The sequence below is a fragment of the Leucobacter iarius genome (assembly GCF_039530105.1).
Taxonomy (GTDB): domain Bacteria; phylum Actinomycetota; class Actinomycetes; order Actinomycetales; family Microbacteriaceae; genus Leucobacter; species Leucobacter iarius.
Map to the genome: position 1 here is coordinate 747,763 of NZ_BAAAOB010000001.1, position 15,596 is coordinate 763,358.

The following is a 15,596-nucleotide window of genomic DNA, read 5'->3' on the forward strand; positions in this document are numbered from 1 at the left end:
TCGGAATTGACGGCGTGTGACGCTGTCGTGATTGAATCGATACCCGGGACCGACGCGCGAAGACGACGTGCGCCCCGCGAACGAGAGGGATCAGATGGCGAGCGAAGCCGGCGAAGCAGGCGCCCGCGGTTCGGGATCGCGGCGCGTGCGCCTGGATCCCGAGCGCATCGTCGACGCGCTGCTCGAACTCGCGCGCCGCGAACCGCACGAGCGGCTCACCTTCAAGCGCATCGGCGAGGAGCTCGGCGTCGACGCCACCGCCATGTACCGGCACTTCCGCAACCGCGAGGCCATGACCCAGGCCGCCCTCGACCGACTCAACCGACTCTCCGTCGAGGCCGGGCAGGCGGTCCCCGGCGGGTGGCGCGCGCGCCTCGAGGCGCACCTGCTCGCCACCGCCGAGCTCTACCTCACCTACCCCGCGCTCGGCGCCGAAGGCGCCGTCATCGACCCCGCGGGCCCCGGCGACGCGGCCGCCGTCGAGTTCCTGCTCGAAGTCCTCCACGAGGCCGGCCTCGAAGGCGGCGCGCTCGTGCGCGCCTACGCCGCGGTTTCGGGGTTCGCTCTCTCGTTCAGCGCAGCCATGGCGCACGAGGTCATGCGCGGCGGTGAAGAGGAGGCCGGATCCGAGCCTTGGATCACCTCCTTCGGCTCCGCGCACCTGCCCGACTACCCGCTCCTCGACGCCAACCGCGACGCGCTCTTCGCGCTGAGCGGTATGGACGTCTACCGCGCCGGCATCGCCGCCCTGCTCGACTCCGTGGAGCGCCAGGGGATCGAGCACGCGGAGGCCGATCGCTGAGCTCGGCGCGGCGATAGGCTGGTGCGGCGACCGGGATCCGGCCGCGAGCACGGTGAAGGAGCGCGCATGGACCGGTCGGAGAACAGTCTCGAAGACGCGGTCGCGCTGCTCCGGTCTATGATCCGCGAGGCGTGCGTCAACACCGGCGCCGCCGACTCCGGGCAGGAGATCCGCAGCGTCCGCGTGCTCCAGCGCTACCTCGACGACGCCGTGCGCGCCGGAGCGCTCGACCTCCAGGTGTTCGAGTCCGCCCCCGGGCGCGCCTCCCTCATCGCGCGCGTGCGCGGCACCGACCCCGACGCCCCCGCGCTCGGCCTGCTCGGCCACCTCGACGTGGTCCCCGCGGACCCGGACGGCTGGCAGCGGGATCCCTTCGGCGGCGAACTCGTCGACGGTGAGATCTGGGGCCGCGGCGCCGTCGACATGCTCTACCTCACGGCGTCCTTCGCCGTGATCCTGCGCGAGGTGGCGCTCGCTCCCGAGCGTCCCCGCGGCGACCTGGTGCTGCTGGCCGTCGCCGACGAGGAGGCCGGCGGCGAGTACGGCGTGAAGTGGCTGCTGCGCGAGCACGCGTCCGCGGTGCGCGTCACCGAGCTGCTCTCGGAATCCGGCGGACAGCGCATGGGCGCGCACGTCGCCGTCGGCGTCGCCGAGAAGGGCTCCGCCAGTCGTCGGCTCACCCTGAGCGGCGTGCCCGGCCACGCCTCGATCCCCTACGGCGCGACGAGCGCGGCGTACGGGATCGGCGAGGTGCTGCACCGCCTGCGGGAGGTCGCGCCCGCGATCCAGCTCGGGCCGCTCTGGTCGGCCTTCGTCGGCGCCCGCGTCGCGGATCCGGATCTCGCCGAGCGGCTGCTCGACCCCGTGCGCCTCGACGCCGCGCTGCCCGAGCTCGGGCGCATCGCCGGGTACGCGCACGCCGTCTCGCGCGTCACGATCTCTCCGACCGTGCTGCGCGCCGGCGACGCCCACAACGTGATCCCGGCCGTCGGCACCATCGACCTCGACATCCGCACCCTGCCCGGCACGAGCGACGCCGACGTCGACGAACTGCTGCGCACCATGCTCGGCGACCTCGCCGACCGGGTCGAGATCTCGCCGCTGCGCGGCTGGGCGGCGACCGGCTCCTCGACCGAGGAACCGCTGTACGGCGCGCTCGAACGGGCGATCCGCGAGGTCTCGGGCGCTCCCGTCGTGCCGATCGCGGCCGCCGGCGGATCGGACGCGCGGCACTTCCGCGAGCTCGGGATCCCGTCGTACGGCTTCGGGCTGCTCGGCCCCGAGTGGAGCTACGAGCGCTACCGCGACGGCGTGCACGGGCACGACGAGCGCATCGACGTCGAATCGATCGGGCTCGCGCTCGGCGCGCTGCGCCGGATCGTCGCGGAGCGGGTCGGGGCGCGGCCGGCCGCGGGCTAGCCGGCCGGGGCCTGCCGAGGTTCGGCGCCCGGGTCCCGGCCTCGCGAAGGGGATCCGGCTTCAGAAGGATCCTTCCGGGGCGCGGCGTCCTTCGTTCGCCGAATCTCCTGCCGAACACGAAGCCGGACAGCCGACGGCGCGCGGATCAGCCCCCGAAGTACCCCTCGAACGCCGTCGCCGGGTGGGTCACGCGCCACCACAGATCGGGGCGCTCGATCGCCCGAGCGGTGACCACCGGAACCATCGATTTGCCGCCCGGGGCCTCCGTGCGGATCACGCCGGCCGCGCGTCCGGCCTCGCCGGCGCCGAGCGCACCGAGTCGTACGTGCCGCGATGCGGTCTCGTCGGGCAGGAGGACCGCTGAGGCGGCCCGCGTCGTGCGCAGCTCGACGACTTCGCCCTGCCAGGTGCGCACGGTGCCGACCTTCGCATCGGCTTCGACCAGCGCGACCTCGTCGATCGCCTTCGGGGCGTCGCGCAGCACCGCGCGCGTGTCCCGCGTCCGAGCCGAGCGGTCGGGGCGGCCGAGCACCACCGCGATGGAGACGACGTCCCGATCGCCCACGCGATCCTTGCGCGCGGCGAGCAGGTTGTAACCGACGCTGCTGAGGGTTCCCGTCTTGAGCCCGACCACGTTCGCATCGCCGATCAACGGATTGGAGTTCATGATCGGCCCGATGCCGGGGATATCTGCCCAGGGCTCGGCCACGACCTCGGCGACGAGCGGATCGGCGAGCGCGAGGCGCCCGACCTCGACGAGGTCGACCGCGCTCGCGACGTTCTTCTCCGAGAGACCGCTCGGTTCCGAGATCCGGAGGGTCTTCAGCTCGTGCTTCGCGGCCCACTCGCTCGCGGCCTTCTGGAACCCGGTGTTCGATCCGAACACCCGTTCCGCATAGCCGATCGCGTAGTTGTTGGCCGAGGGGAGCAGCGCGAGTTCGATGAACTGCCGCGTGGTGAGCTTGCGCCCCACGGGGACGTCCGCGACGACGCCGTCGGATTCGAGCACCGTGCGGCGGATCTCGGCGTCGCGCTCGGTGAGGGCATAGCTCGGCCCGTCCGAGCCGGCCTCCACCGGTTTCGCATCGAGGCAGACGAGCACCGTGACGAGCTTGGTGATGCTCGCGATCTGGCGCGGGGTGTCGAAATCGTTGGTCCAGGCACCGGAATCGCCCACCCAGCCGAGTGCGGTCGGCTTCGACTGCTGGTTCACCGTGCGCTGCGCGCTGATCTCGGGATCCGGGCGGAAGGTCTGCTCGGCGTCGACCGTGAGCCGCGGCTCCAGGTCGGGGAGGGGCGCGAGCGCGCACGCGGCGACGTATCCGCCGGCGAGCACGGCCGCGAGCGTGACGCCGAGGCCGATCCTCAGCCCGCGCCGCGAGCCCGGGCGCGCAGCGGGGGTCCCCGTAGGGGCTATAGCGGGGCGAGCCGCCGGGGAGGACGCCGCGGGTTCGGTGGACGCGTCTGGCATGCGATCCAGCCTATTGCGGCTCCCCGCCCCTGTCCTCGCCCCGTCTCCCCCCCCCCCCCCCCCCCCCCCCCCCCCCCCCCCCGCCCCGTCGAGTGAACGCTTGTACATGAAAAGGCGTCTCATTTCGTGTACAAGCGTTCACTCGACGGGGGACATTGCGGGCCCGGGGGTCCCTCGGGTTCCCCCGGGGGACCGGGGTTGTAGAAGTGCACGGTGGGGCGATGCTCGGCGGTGCAGAGTGGGCCGGGCGACTCGCGGCCCGATGGGGCAGGATGCTGTGCAGGCGGCGGAGCGTTCGCACCGCCGCACTCGAACCTTCGAGGAGACACACGCATGAACGCGCTCATCGCCGGGTACGCCCGCACCCCGTTCACCCGCTTCACCGGGCAGCTCGCCGCGCAGCCCGCGACTGTGCTCGGCGCGCACGCCGCGACCGCTGCGCTCGAGCGCGCCGGCATCCGCCCCGAGGACGTCGACGCGGTCGTCGCCGGGCAGGTGCTGCAGGCCGGGGCGGGCCAGAACCCCGCCCGCCAGACCGCGGTCGGCGCGGGGATCCCGCTCGAGACGCCCGCGATCACGCTGAACGCCGTCTGCCTCTCGGGCGCCGAGGCCGTGTCGCAGGCGGCGCGCCTCATCGCCGCGGGCGAGGCCGAGGTCGTGCTCGCGGTCGGCCAGGAGTCGATGTCGCTCGCGCCCCACGTCATCCCGCTGCGCGCGGGCACCAAGTACGGCACCGCGCAGCTCATCGACACGACCGAGCACGACGGACTGTCGGACGCGTTCGATCAGGTCGCGATGGGCGCCCTCACCGAGCAGGGCAACGTGCCGCTCGGCATCGGCCGCGCGGAGCAGGACGCCTTCGCGGCGACCTCGCACCGCCGCGCTGCGGCGTCGGCCGAGTTCTTCGCGGGCGAGATCGCGCCGTTCACCGTGACCTCGCGCCGCGGCGACACCGTCGTCTCGGCCGACGACGGGATCCGCGCCGACACCACCGTCGAGGTGCTCGCCGGCCTGCGGCCCTCGTTCGCGAAGGACGGCGGGATCACCGCCGGCAACGCGTCGCCGATCACCGACGGCGCCGCGGCGCTCGTGCTCGTGAGCGAGGCCGCTGCCGAGCGGCTCGGCGTCACGCCGCTGGCGCGCGTCGAGGCGACCGCGCTCGTGGCCGGCCCCGACACCCAGCTGCACTCGCAGCCGTCGCGCGCGATCACCGCGGCGCTCGCGAAGGTCGCCGGTGGCGCGACCGCGCAGGACCTCGCGGTCGTCGAGATCAATGAGGCCTTCGCCTCGGTCGGACTGCAGTCGACGAAGGAGCTCGGCATCAGCGGCGACGTCGTCAACCCGCACGGCGGCGCGATCGCGCTCGGCCACCCCATCGGCGCATCGGGCGCCCGCCTCGTCGGCACCCTCGCCCGCCAGCTCGCCGAGGCCGGTCCCGGCACCCTCGGCGCGATCGGCATCTGCGGCGGCGGCGGTCAGGGCAGCGCCGTGATCCTGCGCGCGGTCTGAGCGGAGTTCGCGGGCGCGTCCTGCGCCCGCCGCACGAGGATCGGATCCGAGGGGAGGCCGCATGACGCGCGTCGTCATCGCACCGGACAGCCTGAAGGGCACGATCTCCGCGGCGGACGCGGCCGCGGCCCTCGCCGACGGCTGGGCGAGCGTCGACCCCGACGCCCGGCTGATCCCGCGGCCCATGGCCGACGGCGGTGAGGGCACGCTGGCGGCCTTCGCCGCCGCCCGCCCGGACGCGGCCCGCATGCCGCTCGGCGCCGGGCGTTCCGGCGATCCGTTCTGGCTGCTGCTGCCGCCGGAACCGGGCGCACCCCGCGGCACCGCGGTCGTCGAACTCGCCGCCACCTGCGGGATCGAGCGCGTGGGCACCGGGCGACCGTTCGACGCCGGCACCGAGGCGTTCGGCGCGGCGATCGCGGCGGCGCTCGACCACGGGGTCTCGCGCCTCGTGCTCGGCATCGGTTCGAGCGCCTCCACGGACGGCGGCGCGGGCGTGCTGACGGCGCTCGGCGCGCGGCTGCTGGATCGCGCGGGCGCACCGATCGCGGCCGGCGCGCGCGGCCTGCTCGATCTCGAGCGCGTCGACCTCGGCGGGATCCGCGAACTGCCCGAGACCCGCGTGCTCACCGACGTCTCGAACCCGATGACGGGCCCGCGCGGAGCGGCTGAGGTCTTCGGCCCGCAGAAGGGACTCGTCGATCCGGTCGTGCGCGCCCGGGTCGATGCGGCGATGGGCCGGTTGGCGATGCTCTGCGGCCTCGATCCCGCGACTCCCGGCACTGGCGCGGCCGGCGGGGTCGGCGGTGCCCTGGTGGTGCTGGGCGCGGAGCTGCTCCCGGGCGCCGCGGAGGTGGCCGGACTGATCGGGCTCGCCGAAGCGATCGCGGGCGCGGACCTGGTGATCACGGGCGAGGGCGCGTTCGACGGCCAGTCGGCCGCCGGCAAGGCGCCGAGCCACGTGGCCGCGCTCGCCCGAGCGGCGGGCGTTCCCGTCGCGCTCGTGGCCGGCCGGATCGCGGCGGACGCCCCGCTCCAGGGCTTTGCCGCCGCTGTGTCGCTCACCGAGCTCGCGGGCAGCGCGGAGCGCTCGCTCGCCGAGCCGGATCGCTGGCTGCGCGCGGCGGGCGCCGACCTCGCCGCCCGCCGGAACGGGCGACGAGGCGCGGGCGACTAGGCTGCGCTTTCGCGGCGTTCTGCTCTGCCCGGGTGGCGGGAGTAGGCGACGAAGCCCGCACCGCCGAGGGCAAGCGCCCCTGCTGCGAGCGGGAGCGCCCAGCGCGGTTCGTCGTTCCCTGTTTCCGCAAGTTCTGCGGGTGCGGCCGCGGTCGGGTGCTCGGTTGGATCGATGAGATTGAAGCCAGTCTCGTCATCCAGTGGCGGCGGAGAAGTGGTCGGCGGCTGTTTCGTCGGGGGCGCTGTGGTTCCCAGGACGGTGAAGATCGGGTCGACATCGCTGCCGGCGAAGACCTGATCGTCAACGGAACACATCCAGGCCAAGCTGTACTTGCCGGGCACGCTGGACTTCGAGAGCGTCACTTCCGTGTCGAACACTCCCGTGTCTTCGTCGAACTTAACGGGACTGAATTCAGAACCATTACGTTTATACGCTTGGTCAAACAGCGCCAGCCAAACATCGGTGGGTCCGTGTCCCCAGATTTTGCATTGTCCGGTGACGCGCACTTTCTCACCGGGGTAGGCCTGCAAGGGGGTGACGGTCAGGTGTCCGATGACTTCTTCCTCGGGGAGCTCTTCCTCCGCGGGTTCTGCTTCGAGGCGGGACGGTGCGTCGGTTGGTCCCGGCGTGGTTGCCGGGGCTGTTTGCGGGGCTTCCGCTCTGGGGGCGGGTGCGCCGTCCTCGGCGAGTGCGGGCGTGCCGAACGAGAGGGCGAGCGCGGCGATCCCGCTGATGGTCAGGAGAGCGCGGGTCGTGCGGGCTCGCGGGTGAGTCTTATGCGCCATTGCGTGGCCTCCGGCGGGCGGCGCGGGCGGTGCTGATGCCGCCGATGGTCAGGAGGCCCGTCAGGAAGGCGAGGGCTTCGGGGCCTGCGGGGGCGCCGGTCTGGGCGAGCTCCTCGGGGGTGCCGGAAGTGCTCGGTGCTGTGTTCGTGCCGCCGTTCGGTGACGTGGGCGGTGGCACGGAGGTCGTGGGGGGCTTCTGCGGCGGGGGCGTGGTGGTCCCGAGGACGGTGAAGATCGGGTCGACATCGCTGCCGGCGAAGACCTGATCATCCACGGAACACATCCAGGGCATTCGATATTTTCCGGGAGGAGCGGCTTTTGACAGCGTCACTTCGGTATCGAATTCGCCAGTGGCCTCATCGAATGCAACGGTGCTGAAGCTCGCCTCAACATAAGGGTCGCTGAGCCAGAGCCAAACATCGGTGGGTCCGTGTCCCCAGATTTTGCATTGCCCGGTGACGCGCACTTTCTCACCGGGGTAGGCCTGCATGGGCGTGACGGTCAGGTGTCCGATGACTTCTTCCTCGGGGAGCTCTTCCTCCGCGGGTTCTGCTTCGAGGCGGGACGGGGCGTCGGTTGGCCCCGGCGTGGTCATCGGGGCTGTTTGAGAGGCTTCCGCTCTGGGTGTGGGTGTGCCCTCCTCGGCGAGTGCGGGCGCGCCGAACGGCAGAGTCAGGGCGGCGATCCCGCTGACCGCGAGTGTCGACAGGGCGATGCACCCCCGCGGTAGCGGGCGCTTGAAACTCGAACTCGGCATGTGCCAAGGTTAGCGAAGATTACCGATAGGCGGTAACAGGTAAGGGTAAATAATGAGATCTCTGCGAAGAACCGCGGGTCCACTGCTTGCGGCGGCCGCGATGACCACGACCTTGCTGGTCGTCCCGATCTCCTCTGCGGGCGCCGCCGAGGGTGACTCTGCCGGCGACTGGTTCGCCACTGAGACGCGACTCGGCCGCTCCCTACCGGGCGAAGTCCCCGAGGGCTCCCTGCGGAGCCGGACCGTCGCGCTCGACGCGAACGCAGCCGTCAACGCGGTCGCGACTGCGAAGTCGCTCGCGTCCGCGGCGCCCGGCGCGCGCACGATCGTCCCGAAGGCGGGCGACCTGAAGCTCACGCTCTTCGACGAACAGCAACTGACGATCGATGTCACCGAGGTCGCGGTCACGCTCGACGCCGAGGGGATCGATTCGCGGCCCACCGTCGAAGTGATGGGCACCCACGTCGAGGGCGGAGGGCTGACGGCGTCCGCCGCGTTCACCTTCGTCTCCGATGCGGCGGGGAACTACTCCCTCGTCGGAGGTATCGACCGTGGCGCCGAGCCGCGCGTCACGATCGAGCAGCAGGCGGCCGGCGTCGCACGAATCGACGAGATCGACGAGAACATCAGCGATCCTGTGGGCCATGGCGACGATGCGCTGGTGCCCGATGGTGTCGTGCCGCCCACCGAGAACCCCGCGACAGAGCCCGAACCCGAGTCCGTCCCCGAGCCGGACCCGGCAGCCGCGGTCCCGCAGGTTGACCTGGTGGTCGGGTACGAGAAATCGATGGGGTCGAAGACGGTGACCACGATCAAGCAGCGGGTCACCGAGACGAACACCGCCCTCGCGACGTCGAAGGCCAACGTGCGCCTCAACCTGGTCTCGGTCATCCCCGTGAGTCATGCCCAAGACGCGAAAGACATGAGAAATGACCTGAAGATGCTACAAGCAGGCACGGGTAGCCTCGCCCTACTGAAGAACCAGCGCGAAGCGCTCGGTGCGGACCTGGCCGCACTCGTCGTTCCCAAGGTGGTAGGAGGCTATTGCGGTTGGGCATGGAGACCCAGTGCAGGCGGCGCCTCCGAGTATGCGTTCAGTGTCTCCTCCTTCGACACACGGTGTGGCTCGCACACCCTCGCCCACGAAATCGGCCACAACCTCGGCGGGAACCACGATCGTGCCCACGCCACGATCGACAACATCCCGTTCTCCTACAGCTACGGATTCCAGGTCCCGGGTAAGGCCCGAGATATCATGGCGTACGACTGTGACAATACGTACTGCCCGAGGAAGCTGCAGTTCTCCAACCCGAACGTCGATTTCATCGGCTACAAGGGGCTGAAGTCCGGGGCGGCGAACGCGAACAACGCGCGAAGCTTCTCGGCCATGGCTCCGACTATTTCGAAGTATCGCGCCCGCACTGCATATGCCCGACTGTCGGGCGCGGACCGGTATGCGACTGCGGTCGCGATCTCCAAGCACGGCTCCCCCGACGCTTCCAAGGTGTCGACCCTCGTCGTTGCGACCGGCGGAGAGTTCCCCGACGCGCTGTCCGCGGCTCCGCTCGCTGCCAAGGTCGGCGGTCCGCTCCTGCTGACCACTCCGACCGTTCTCTCCACGGCAACGAAGGCCGAGATTCAACGGTTGAAGCCCTCGAAGATCATCATCGCCGGCGGCACCGGGGCTGTTTCTGCCGCTGTCGAGACGTCGCTGAAGGGGCTCGTGACGTCCGGCGGGTCGGTCGTGCGTCTCTCGGGAGCCGATCGGTATGCGACCTCGCTCGCGATCGCGAAGTACGGTTTCGCGGCGACCGGTTTCGCGTTCATCGCGACGGGTGCCGACTACCCGGATGCGCTCTCGGCCGGTGCTGCCGCGGGCAAGCTGGGTGCTCCGGTCGTGCTCGTGCCGGGCGCGGCGTCTGCCGCATCGGCCGAGGTGAAGAGCTATCTCACGGCTGCTGCCGTGAAGAACGTCTACATCTCGGGTGGGACCGCGATTGTCTCCTCCGGAATTCAGTCGAGCGTTGCATCCGGCCGGACGGTGAAGCGGTATGCGGGATCGGATCGGTACAACACGTCGGTGCTGATCGCGAATGATCACCACACGAAGGGCGGGCGCATGTATCTGGCGTCCGGTCTCGATTTCCCGGACGCGCTCGCAGGGGCCGCGGTCGCGGGCCGGAACAAGGCTCCGCTGATCCTCTCGGGGAAGACCTGCGTGCTGGGAAGCATCACGTCGGTGCAGGCGGCGATCAAGCCGACCAGCGTGTACCTGCTGGGTGGGGCCGCGCTGCTCGCTGAGGCGATCCGCCAGGGTCAGGCCTGCTGATCACTGCTGAGTAGCGGGTGGGCCCAGGTCGTTCCTTCGTGGCGGCCAGGGCCCACCCCGTTCTCTACGACGCTTCCGCTCCCGCGGTTTCACCCTGCTCGCGCACGCAGCGCGCAGCGGGGCCGTCGGGCATCGAGAGGTCGGCGGTCGCGTTGAAGCGGTGCAGGCCGTCGCGCATCACCTCGAGCTCCTCCAGGGTCCAGCCCCGGAACCGCTCGTGGTACCCGTGCGCCCAGCGGTCGCGCAGCCCGTCGAGCAGTTCGACGGCGCTCGTGCTGGCGGTGAGGAGCACGACGCGGCGATCCTCGGGGGCGGGCTCCGCGTCGATCATGCCGAGATCGCGGAGCTTCGACACCTGGCGGCTGACCATCGCCTTGTCCATGTCGAGCATCTGCGCGATGCGGGTCGCCGTGACGGGCCCCTTCTTCACGATGAACTGCAGCACGATCATGCCGACGCCCTTGAGCTCCGGATGCACCTCCTCGGCGAACCGGGCCCAGCGGGTGCGGGCGTAGGCGAACACCTCCGAGAACTCGGCGATGATCTCGGCGATGCGGCTGTCGAGCACACCGCCGTCGATGCCGCCGGGCGCGACGCCCTCCGGGGTCGCGCCGTCGCCGGCGACCTCGTCCGCATCCCGCTGATCCTGCATGATTCGAGCCTAACGTCCGGTTGCTGCGAGGTCCGCGTGCTCGGCCTCGTCCGCGGCGTTCTTCGCAGCAAGTTCGGAGCGCTGCTGGGCGGCGCTCTTGCTGCTCAGGGGCAGGTTCGGCAGGAGCATGATCGCGACGATCGCGACGATGGCGATGGGGGAGGCGGCGAGGAACACGTCGCCGATGCCGTGGCCGTACGCGGCTTCGACCACGGTGCGGATCGGGCCGGGCAGCTCGGCGACCTTGGGGATCGTGCCGCCGGCGAGCTTGTCGGCTCCGGCCAGCGCGGCGGGATCGGTCTTCGCGAGCGCGGCGAGGCCGTCCTTCACGAAGTCGACGATCTGGTGCGAGAGCATGGCGCCGAGCGCCGACATTCCGGCGGTGCCGCCGATGGTGCGGAAGAAGGTGACGGCCGAGCTCGAGACGCCGATCTGGTCGGGCGAGACGGTGTTCTGCACGACGAGCACGAGGTTCTGCATGCACATGCCGACGCCGGCGCCGAGCACGAACATCGAGACGCCCACGTACCAGAGCGAGGTGTCGTAGCGCAGCTGGCCGAGCAGGAGCAGGCCGGCGAGCAGCAGGAAGGATCCCACCACCATGTAGCGCTTCCACTTGCCGGTGCGCGAGATGATCTGGCCGACGAGCGTCGACGCGATGAGCAGGCCGGCCATCATCGGGATGGTGAGCAGGCCCGACTCGGTCGGGGTCTTGCCGCGGGCGAGCTGCATGTACTGGCCGAGGAACACCGAGGTGCCGAACATGGCCAGGCCCACGGCGAGGCTCGCGATGACGGCCATCGTGAAGGTGCGGTTCTTGAACAGGCCGAGCGGGATCAGGGGCTCCTCGACCTTGAGCTCGACGATCACGGCCGCGATGAGCAGCGCGATGCCGCCGCCGACCATGAGCGCGGTCTGCCAGGACCACCAGTCGAACTGGGTACCGCCGAGCGTGACCCAGATGAGGAGGCTCGCGAAGCCGATCGAGATGAGCGACGCGCCGAGGTAGTCGATCTTCACCTTGCGGCGGGCGGTGTGGAGGTGCAGGGTGCGCTGCAGCACGATGATCGCGACGACGGCGATGGGGACGGCGACGGTGAAGTTCCAGCGCCAGCCGATCGAGTCGGTGATCGCGCCGCCGAGGAGCGGTCCGCCGACGGTCGAGACAGCCATGATCGCGCCCATGATGCCCATGTACTTGCCGCGCTCCCGCGGGCTGATGATCTCGGCGAGCACGATCTGGCCGAGCGCGCCGAGGCCGCCGGCGCCGAGACCCTGCAGCACGCGGAACGCGATGAGCCAGCCCGGCCCCTCGGCGGTACCGGCGAGGGCGGAGCCGAGAGTGAAGATGATCAGCGACGCCTGCAGCAGCACCTTCTTGCTGGTGAGGTCGGCGAGCTTCCCCCAGATCGGCGTCGAGATGGCGCTCGCGAGCATGGTGGCGGTGACCACCCAGGTGAATGCCGCCTGGTCGCCGCCGAGGTCGGCGATGATGATCGGCATCGAGGTGCCGACCACCGTCATCGAGAGCATCGAGACGGCCATGCTGAGGAACAGGCCGGTGAGGGCCCAGGCCTTGGCGCGGCCGTGCAGGACCTCGTCGTTCGCGGAGGCGCCCCGAGCGGGGGCGGTGGGCGTGGAGGGTGCTGCCGTGCTGGACATCTGGAGTGCTGGGATCCTGTTCTGCTGATCGGTTCGTGCGGTGCGCGTGCGGGGCGCCCGGCGGCGGGATCCGGTGGGATCGGGCGCGGTCGTGCCGGCATGCGGAGATGGGGGATCGGCCCCGCAATCGGGGCCGCAAATCGTTGACGGAATGCAACTATATGTGATTCGTTGTCTGCCGTCAACCATTGTTGGTGCCGCGCGGCGCGTCGCCGCCTGGCAAAATGGATCGGGTGAGCAGCATCGAAGAGATCGGCAGCATCCGCATCGGCGTCATCGGCGGCGGGCAGCTCGCCCGCATGATGGTGCCGCCCGCGATCCACCTCGGCCTGCGCATCAGCGTGCTCGCCGAGAACGAGGGATCGAGCGCGGAGCGCGCCGCCGACCGGGTCGGCGACTACCGCGACCCCGAAACGGTGACCTCCTTCGCCGAGACCGTCGACGTGATCACCTTCGATCACGAGCACGTGCCCGGCGAGATCCTGCGGGAGCTCGAGGCCCGCGGCGTCGCCGTGCACCCGCGCCCCGACGCGCTCCAGTTCGCCCAGGACAAGATCCTCATGCGGCAGAAGCTCGGCGAGCTCGGCGTCCCCGTGCCCGCCTGGGCCGCGGTCGCCGACGAGGCCGCGCTGCAGGGCTTCATCGACGCCCACGGCGGCCGCGCCGTCGTCAAGACCGCCCGCGGCGGCTACGACGGCAAGGGCGTCCGCGTCGTCTCCCACGCGAGCGAGGTGCGCGACTGGTTCGCCGCCCTCGCGGAAGACGGTCGCGGCGGGCAGCTGCTCGTCGAAGAACTGGTCGACTTCACCCGCGAGCTGTCGCAGCTCGTCGCCCGCCGGCCCTCCGGCGAGACCCGCGCGTGGCCCGTCGTCGAGACGATCCAGCGCGACGGCGTCTGCGCCGAGGTGCTCGCGCCGGCCCCCGTCGCCGACCCGGCGACCCTCGACGAGGCCGCCCGCATCGGCATCACGGTCGCCGAGGGCGTCGGCGTCACCGGCGTGCTCGCCGTCGAGATGTTCGAGACCCGTGACGGCCGTGTGCTCGTCAACGAGCTCGCGATGCGCCCTCACAACTCCGGGCACTTCTCGATCGAGGGATCCGTCACGAGCCAGTTCGAGCAGCACCTGCGCGCCGTCGCCGACCTGCCCCTCGGCGATACCTCGATGACCCGGCCCGCCGCCGTCATGGTGAACGTGCTCGGCGGCCCCGCCGAGGGCCCCATGCCGGTCCGCTACGCCGAGGTGCTCGCCGCGCACCCCGCGGCCAAGATCCACAGCTACGACAAGCAGCCGCGCCCCGGCCGCAAGGTCGGCCACGTCACCGTCACCGGCGACGACCTCGCCGCCGTGCGCGCCGAAGCGGTCGCAGCCGCGCGCATGTTCGACTAGGGATCGGCCGCGCGAACCGGGCGCTCCGGCGGACGAGGAACCGCCGGCTCGGGCTAGGCCCGGCGGCCGTGCCCGTCGTACGCGAACGAGACCGCGCGTCCGCCGAAGCTCAGCACGCTGCCGAGCAGCACGCGCACGCGCGTGCCCGGTTCGAGGCGCCGGGCGGGCTGCCCGGGCTCGCGCACCGCGCTCCCGTTCGTGGAGTGCAGATCGGTGACCCAGACCTCGTCGTCGATGACCTCGAGCAGGGCGTGGGTGCGCGACAGCACCCGATCGGGATCCGAGAGCAGCACCAGCTGCGCGTGCTCGGGTGCGCCGGCCCCGGAGGGCCTGCGCCCGAGTACGTTGCTGCGATGCAGCCGGAACGCGGTCCCGTCGCGGTCGACGAGGTTCCAGTCGGTGAGGAGCGCCCCGCGGGGGACGACGATGGTCAGCTCTAGGTCGTCATCGTCGAGCGCGAGCTCGGAGACCGGGCGCGGTACTGGTGCTGCGGGCCTTGCCGGTGCCGCGGGCACGGCCGGTGTCGCGGGCACGGCTGGTGCTGCCGGCGCCGGCGCCGGCGCGTGTGCGGGGGCCGCGGGCACCTCGGGCGCCGCGGGCACCGTGGTCGGCTCGATCGCGGTCTCGACGGCGGGCGGCGCGGGCGGGGGTTCGGGCGTCGGAACGGACGTGCGAGGTGTCGGTTCGGGCTCCGCCACGGGAACGGGCGCAGCTTCGGGCGCGGGCGCAGGCGCCGGAACCGGGGCCTCCGCGCGTTCGGGAGCGGCCGCGGCGGCACCCTTCCGCGGTGCCGGGCCGAGCACGACCGAGATGGGCGGCCCGGGCAGCACGAGCGGCACGGTGCTGTCGGCCGGTTCGCTGAACCGCGGCGGGGGAACCTGGCGCAGGCGGGGATCCTGCGGAACGGGCGCGCCGGGCGGCGCGGGTTCTGCTGCGCTCATCCGGTCTCCCTCGATCCGCCGGCCCGAGGGGCGGCTCCGCTCGTCGCCCGCCGCGCGGGCGCCCTCAGCATAGGCAGCCGCGCGAGCGAACCGCAAACGGCGGAATCCCAGCGGGTTCCCGCTGCACGATGCGGGCTTCGGCATCGCTACGATAGGCGACATGACTGGTGAGCGCGTGCAGCCCCTGGTCGGCGTCATCATGGGCTCCGACTCCGACTACTCCGTCATGGCGGACGCCGTGGCCGTGCTGCGCGAGTTCGGCATCGCGCACGAGGTCGAGGTGGTCAGCGCGCATCGCACGCCCGACAAGATGGTCGAGTACGCCCGATCCGCCGCGGGGCGCGGCCTGCGCGCCATCATCGCGGGCGCCGGCGGTGCCGCGCACCTGCCCGGCATGGTGGCCTCGATGACCACGCTGCCCGTGATCGGCGTCCCCGTGCCGCTCGCCAAGCTCGACGGGCTCGACTCGCTGCTCTCGATCGTGCAGATGCCCGGCGGGATCCCGGTCGCCACCGTCAGCATCGGCGGCGCCAAGAACGCGGGCCTGCTCGCCGCGCGCATCCTCGGCGCGAGCGATCCCGCGGTGGCGGCGCAGCTCGACGCCTACGCGGCGGACCTCGAGGCGCAGGTGGAGCAGAAGAACACCGCGCTGCGGGCGCGCGTCGCCGCCGAAGCCGCGGCTCCGGCTGCCGAGTAGCGGTCTC

General features: G+C 71.7%; 13 protein-coding genes. 7 read left to right on the forward strand and 6 right to left on the reverse strand.

The features are described from left to right. The first annotated feature begins 94 nt into the window (after positions 1-94). Entirely contained in the window at positions 95-802 is a 708-nt protein-coding gene (locus tag ABD169_RS03275) for a TetR/AcrR family transcriptional regulator (protein ID WP_046454483.1), read from the forward strand. 66 nt (positions 803-868) lie between these two features. Beyond that, on the forward strand, positions 869-2,221 hold the full coding sequence (locus ABD169_RS03280) for a M20/M25/M40 family metallo-hydrolase (protein ID WP_344029246.1): 1,353 nt from the start codon (positions 869-871) through the stop codon (positions 2,219-2,221). A 145-nt stretch (positions 2,222-2,366) separates the two neighbouring features. On the opposite strand, the gene ABD169_RS03285 is transcribed toward ABD169_RS03280, so the two are convergent. Further along, positions 2,367-3,692 (reverse strand): D-alanyl-D-alanine carboxypeptidase family protein, encoded by a 1,326-nt coding sequence (locus tag ABD169_RS03285; protein WP_344029249.1) that lies wholly within the window; start codon positions 3,690-3,692, stop codon positions 2,367-2,369. Positions 3,693-4,025: 333 nt separating this feature from the next. Between ABD169_RS03285 and ABD169_RS03290 the strand changes: the two genes are divergently transcribed. Both ABD169_RS03290 and ABD169_RS03295 read left to right on the forward strand, forming a co-directional pair. Next, the gene (locus ABD169_RS03290) at positions 4,026-5,201 is read left to right on the forward strand and encodes an acetyl-CoA C-acyltransferase (protein WP_099722764.1); all 1,176 of its coding nucleotides are present in this window, start codon (positions 4,026-4,028) and stop codon (positions 5,199-5,201) included. A gap of 61 nt (positions 5,202-5,262) precedes the next feature. Then, positions 5,263-6,378, forward strand: a complete 1,116-nt coding sequence (locus ABD169_RS03295) for a glycerate kinase (RefSeq protein ID WP_344029256.1) — start codon at positions 5,263-5,265, stop codon at positions 6,376-6,378. Here the strand turns inward: ABD169_RS03295 and ABD169_RS03300 are convergent. Next, complete coding sequence (locus ABD169_RS03300; RefSeq protein WP_344029259.1) at positions 6,375-7,163, reverse strand: hypothetical protein; 789 nt, start codon at positions 7,161-7,163, stop codon at positions 6,375-6,377. The two genes, ABD169_RS03295 and ABD169_RS03300, sit on opposite strands and share 4 nt — an antisense overlap. After that, positions 7,153-7,920 (reverse strand): hypothetical protein, encoded by a 768-nt coding sequence (locus ABD169_RS03305; protein ID WP_344029262.1) that lies wholly within the window; start codon positions 7,918-7,920, stop codon positions 7,153-7,155. Before ABD169_RS03305 ends, ABD169_RS03300 begins: the two co-directional genes overlap by 11 nt. Positions 7,921-8,020: 100 nt before the next feature. On the opposite strand from ABD169_RS03305, the gene ABD169_RS03310 reads away from it, so the two are divergent. Next, positions 8,021-10,249: a cell wall-binding repeat-containing protein gene (locus ABD169_RS03310; RefSeq protein ID WP_344029266.1), complete on the forward strand. Its 2,229-nt coding sequence runs from the start codon at positions 8,021-8,023 to the stop codon at positions 10,247-10,249. A gap of 64 nt (positions 10,250-10,313) precedes the next feature. Here the strand turns inward: ABD169_RS03310 and ABD169_RS03315 are convergent, their stop codons facing one another. Continuing rightward, entirely contained in the window at positions 10,314-10,901 is a 588-nt protein-coding gene (locus ABD169_RS03315) for a MarR family winged helix-turn-helix transcriptional regulator (RefSeq protein ID WP_344029269.1), read from the reverse strand. Positions 10,902-10,910: 9 nt separating this feature from the next. Further along, positions 10,911-12,563 carry a DHA2 family efflux MFS transporter permease subunit gene (locus tag ABD169_RS03320; protein ID WP_344029271.1) on the reverse strand — a complete coding sequence of 551 codons (1,653 nt, stop codon included), beginning with the start codon at positions 12,561-12,563 and terminating at the stop codon, positions 10,911-10,913. A gap of 224 nt (positions 12,564-12,787) precedes the next feature. Here ABD169_RS03320 and ABD169_RS03325 point away from each other — a divergent pair, with 224 nt between their 5' ends. Continuing rightward, positions 12,788-13,951, forward strand: a complete 1,164-nt coding sequence (locus ABD169_RS03325) for a 5-(carboxyamino)imidazole ribonucleotide synthase (protein ID WP_425560942.1) — start codon at positions 12,788-12,790, stop codon at positions 13,949-13,951. Between the two features lie 53 nt (positions 13,952-14,004). Here the strand turns inward: ABD169_RS03325 and ABD169_RS03330 are convergent, their stop codons facing one another. Further along, entirely contained in the window at positions 14,005-14,892 is an 888-nt protein-coding gene (locus tag ABD169_RS03330; RefSeq protein ID WP_344029275.1) for an FHA domain-containing protein, read from the reverse strand. Between the two features lie 160 nt (positions 14,893-15,052). Between ABD169_RS03330 and purE the strand changes: the two genes are divergently transcribed. Beyond that, positions 15,053-15,589: a 5-(carboxyamino)imidazole ribonucleotide mutase gene (gene purE / locus ABD169_RS03335; protein ID WP_344029278.1), complete on the forward strand. Its 537-nt coding sequence runs from the start codon at positions 15,053-15,055 to the stop codon at positions 15,587-15,589. Positions 15,590-15,596 lie beyond the last annotated feature (7 nt).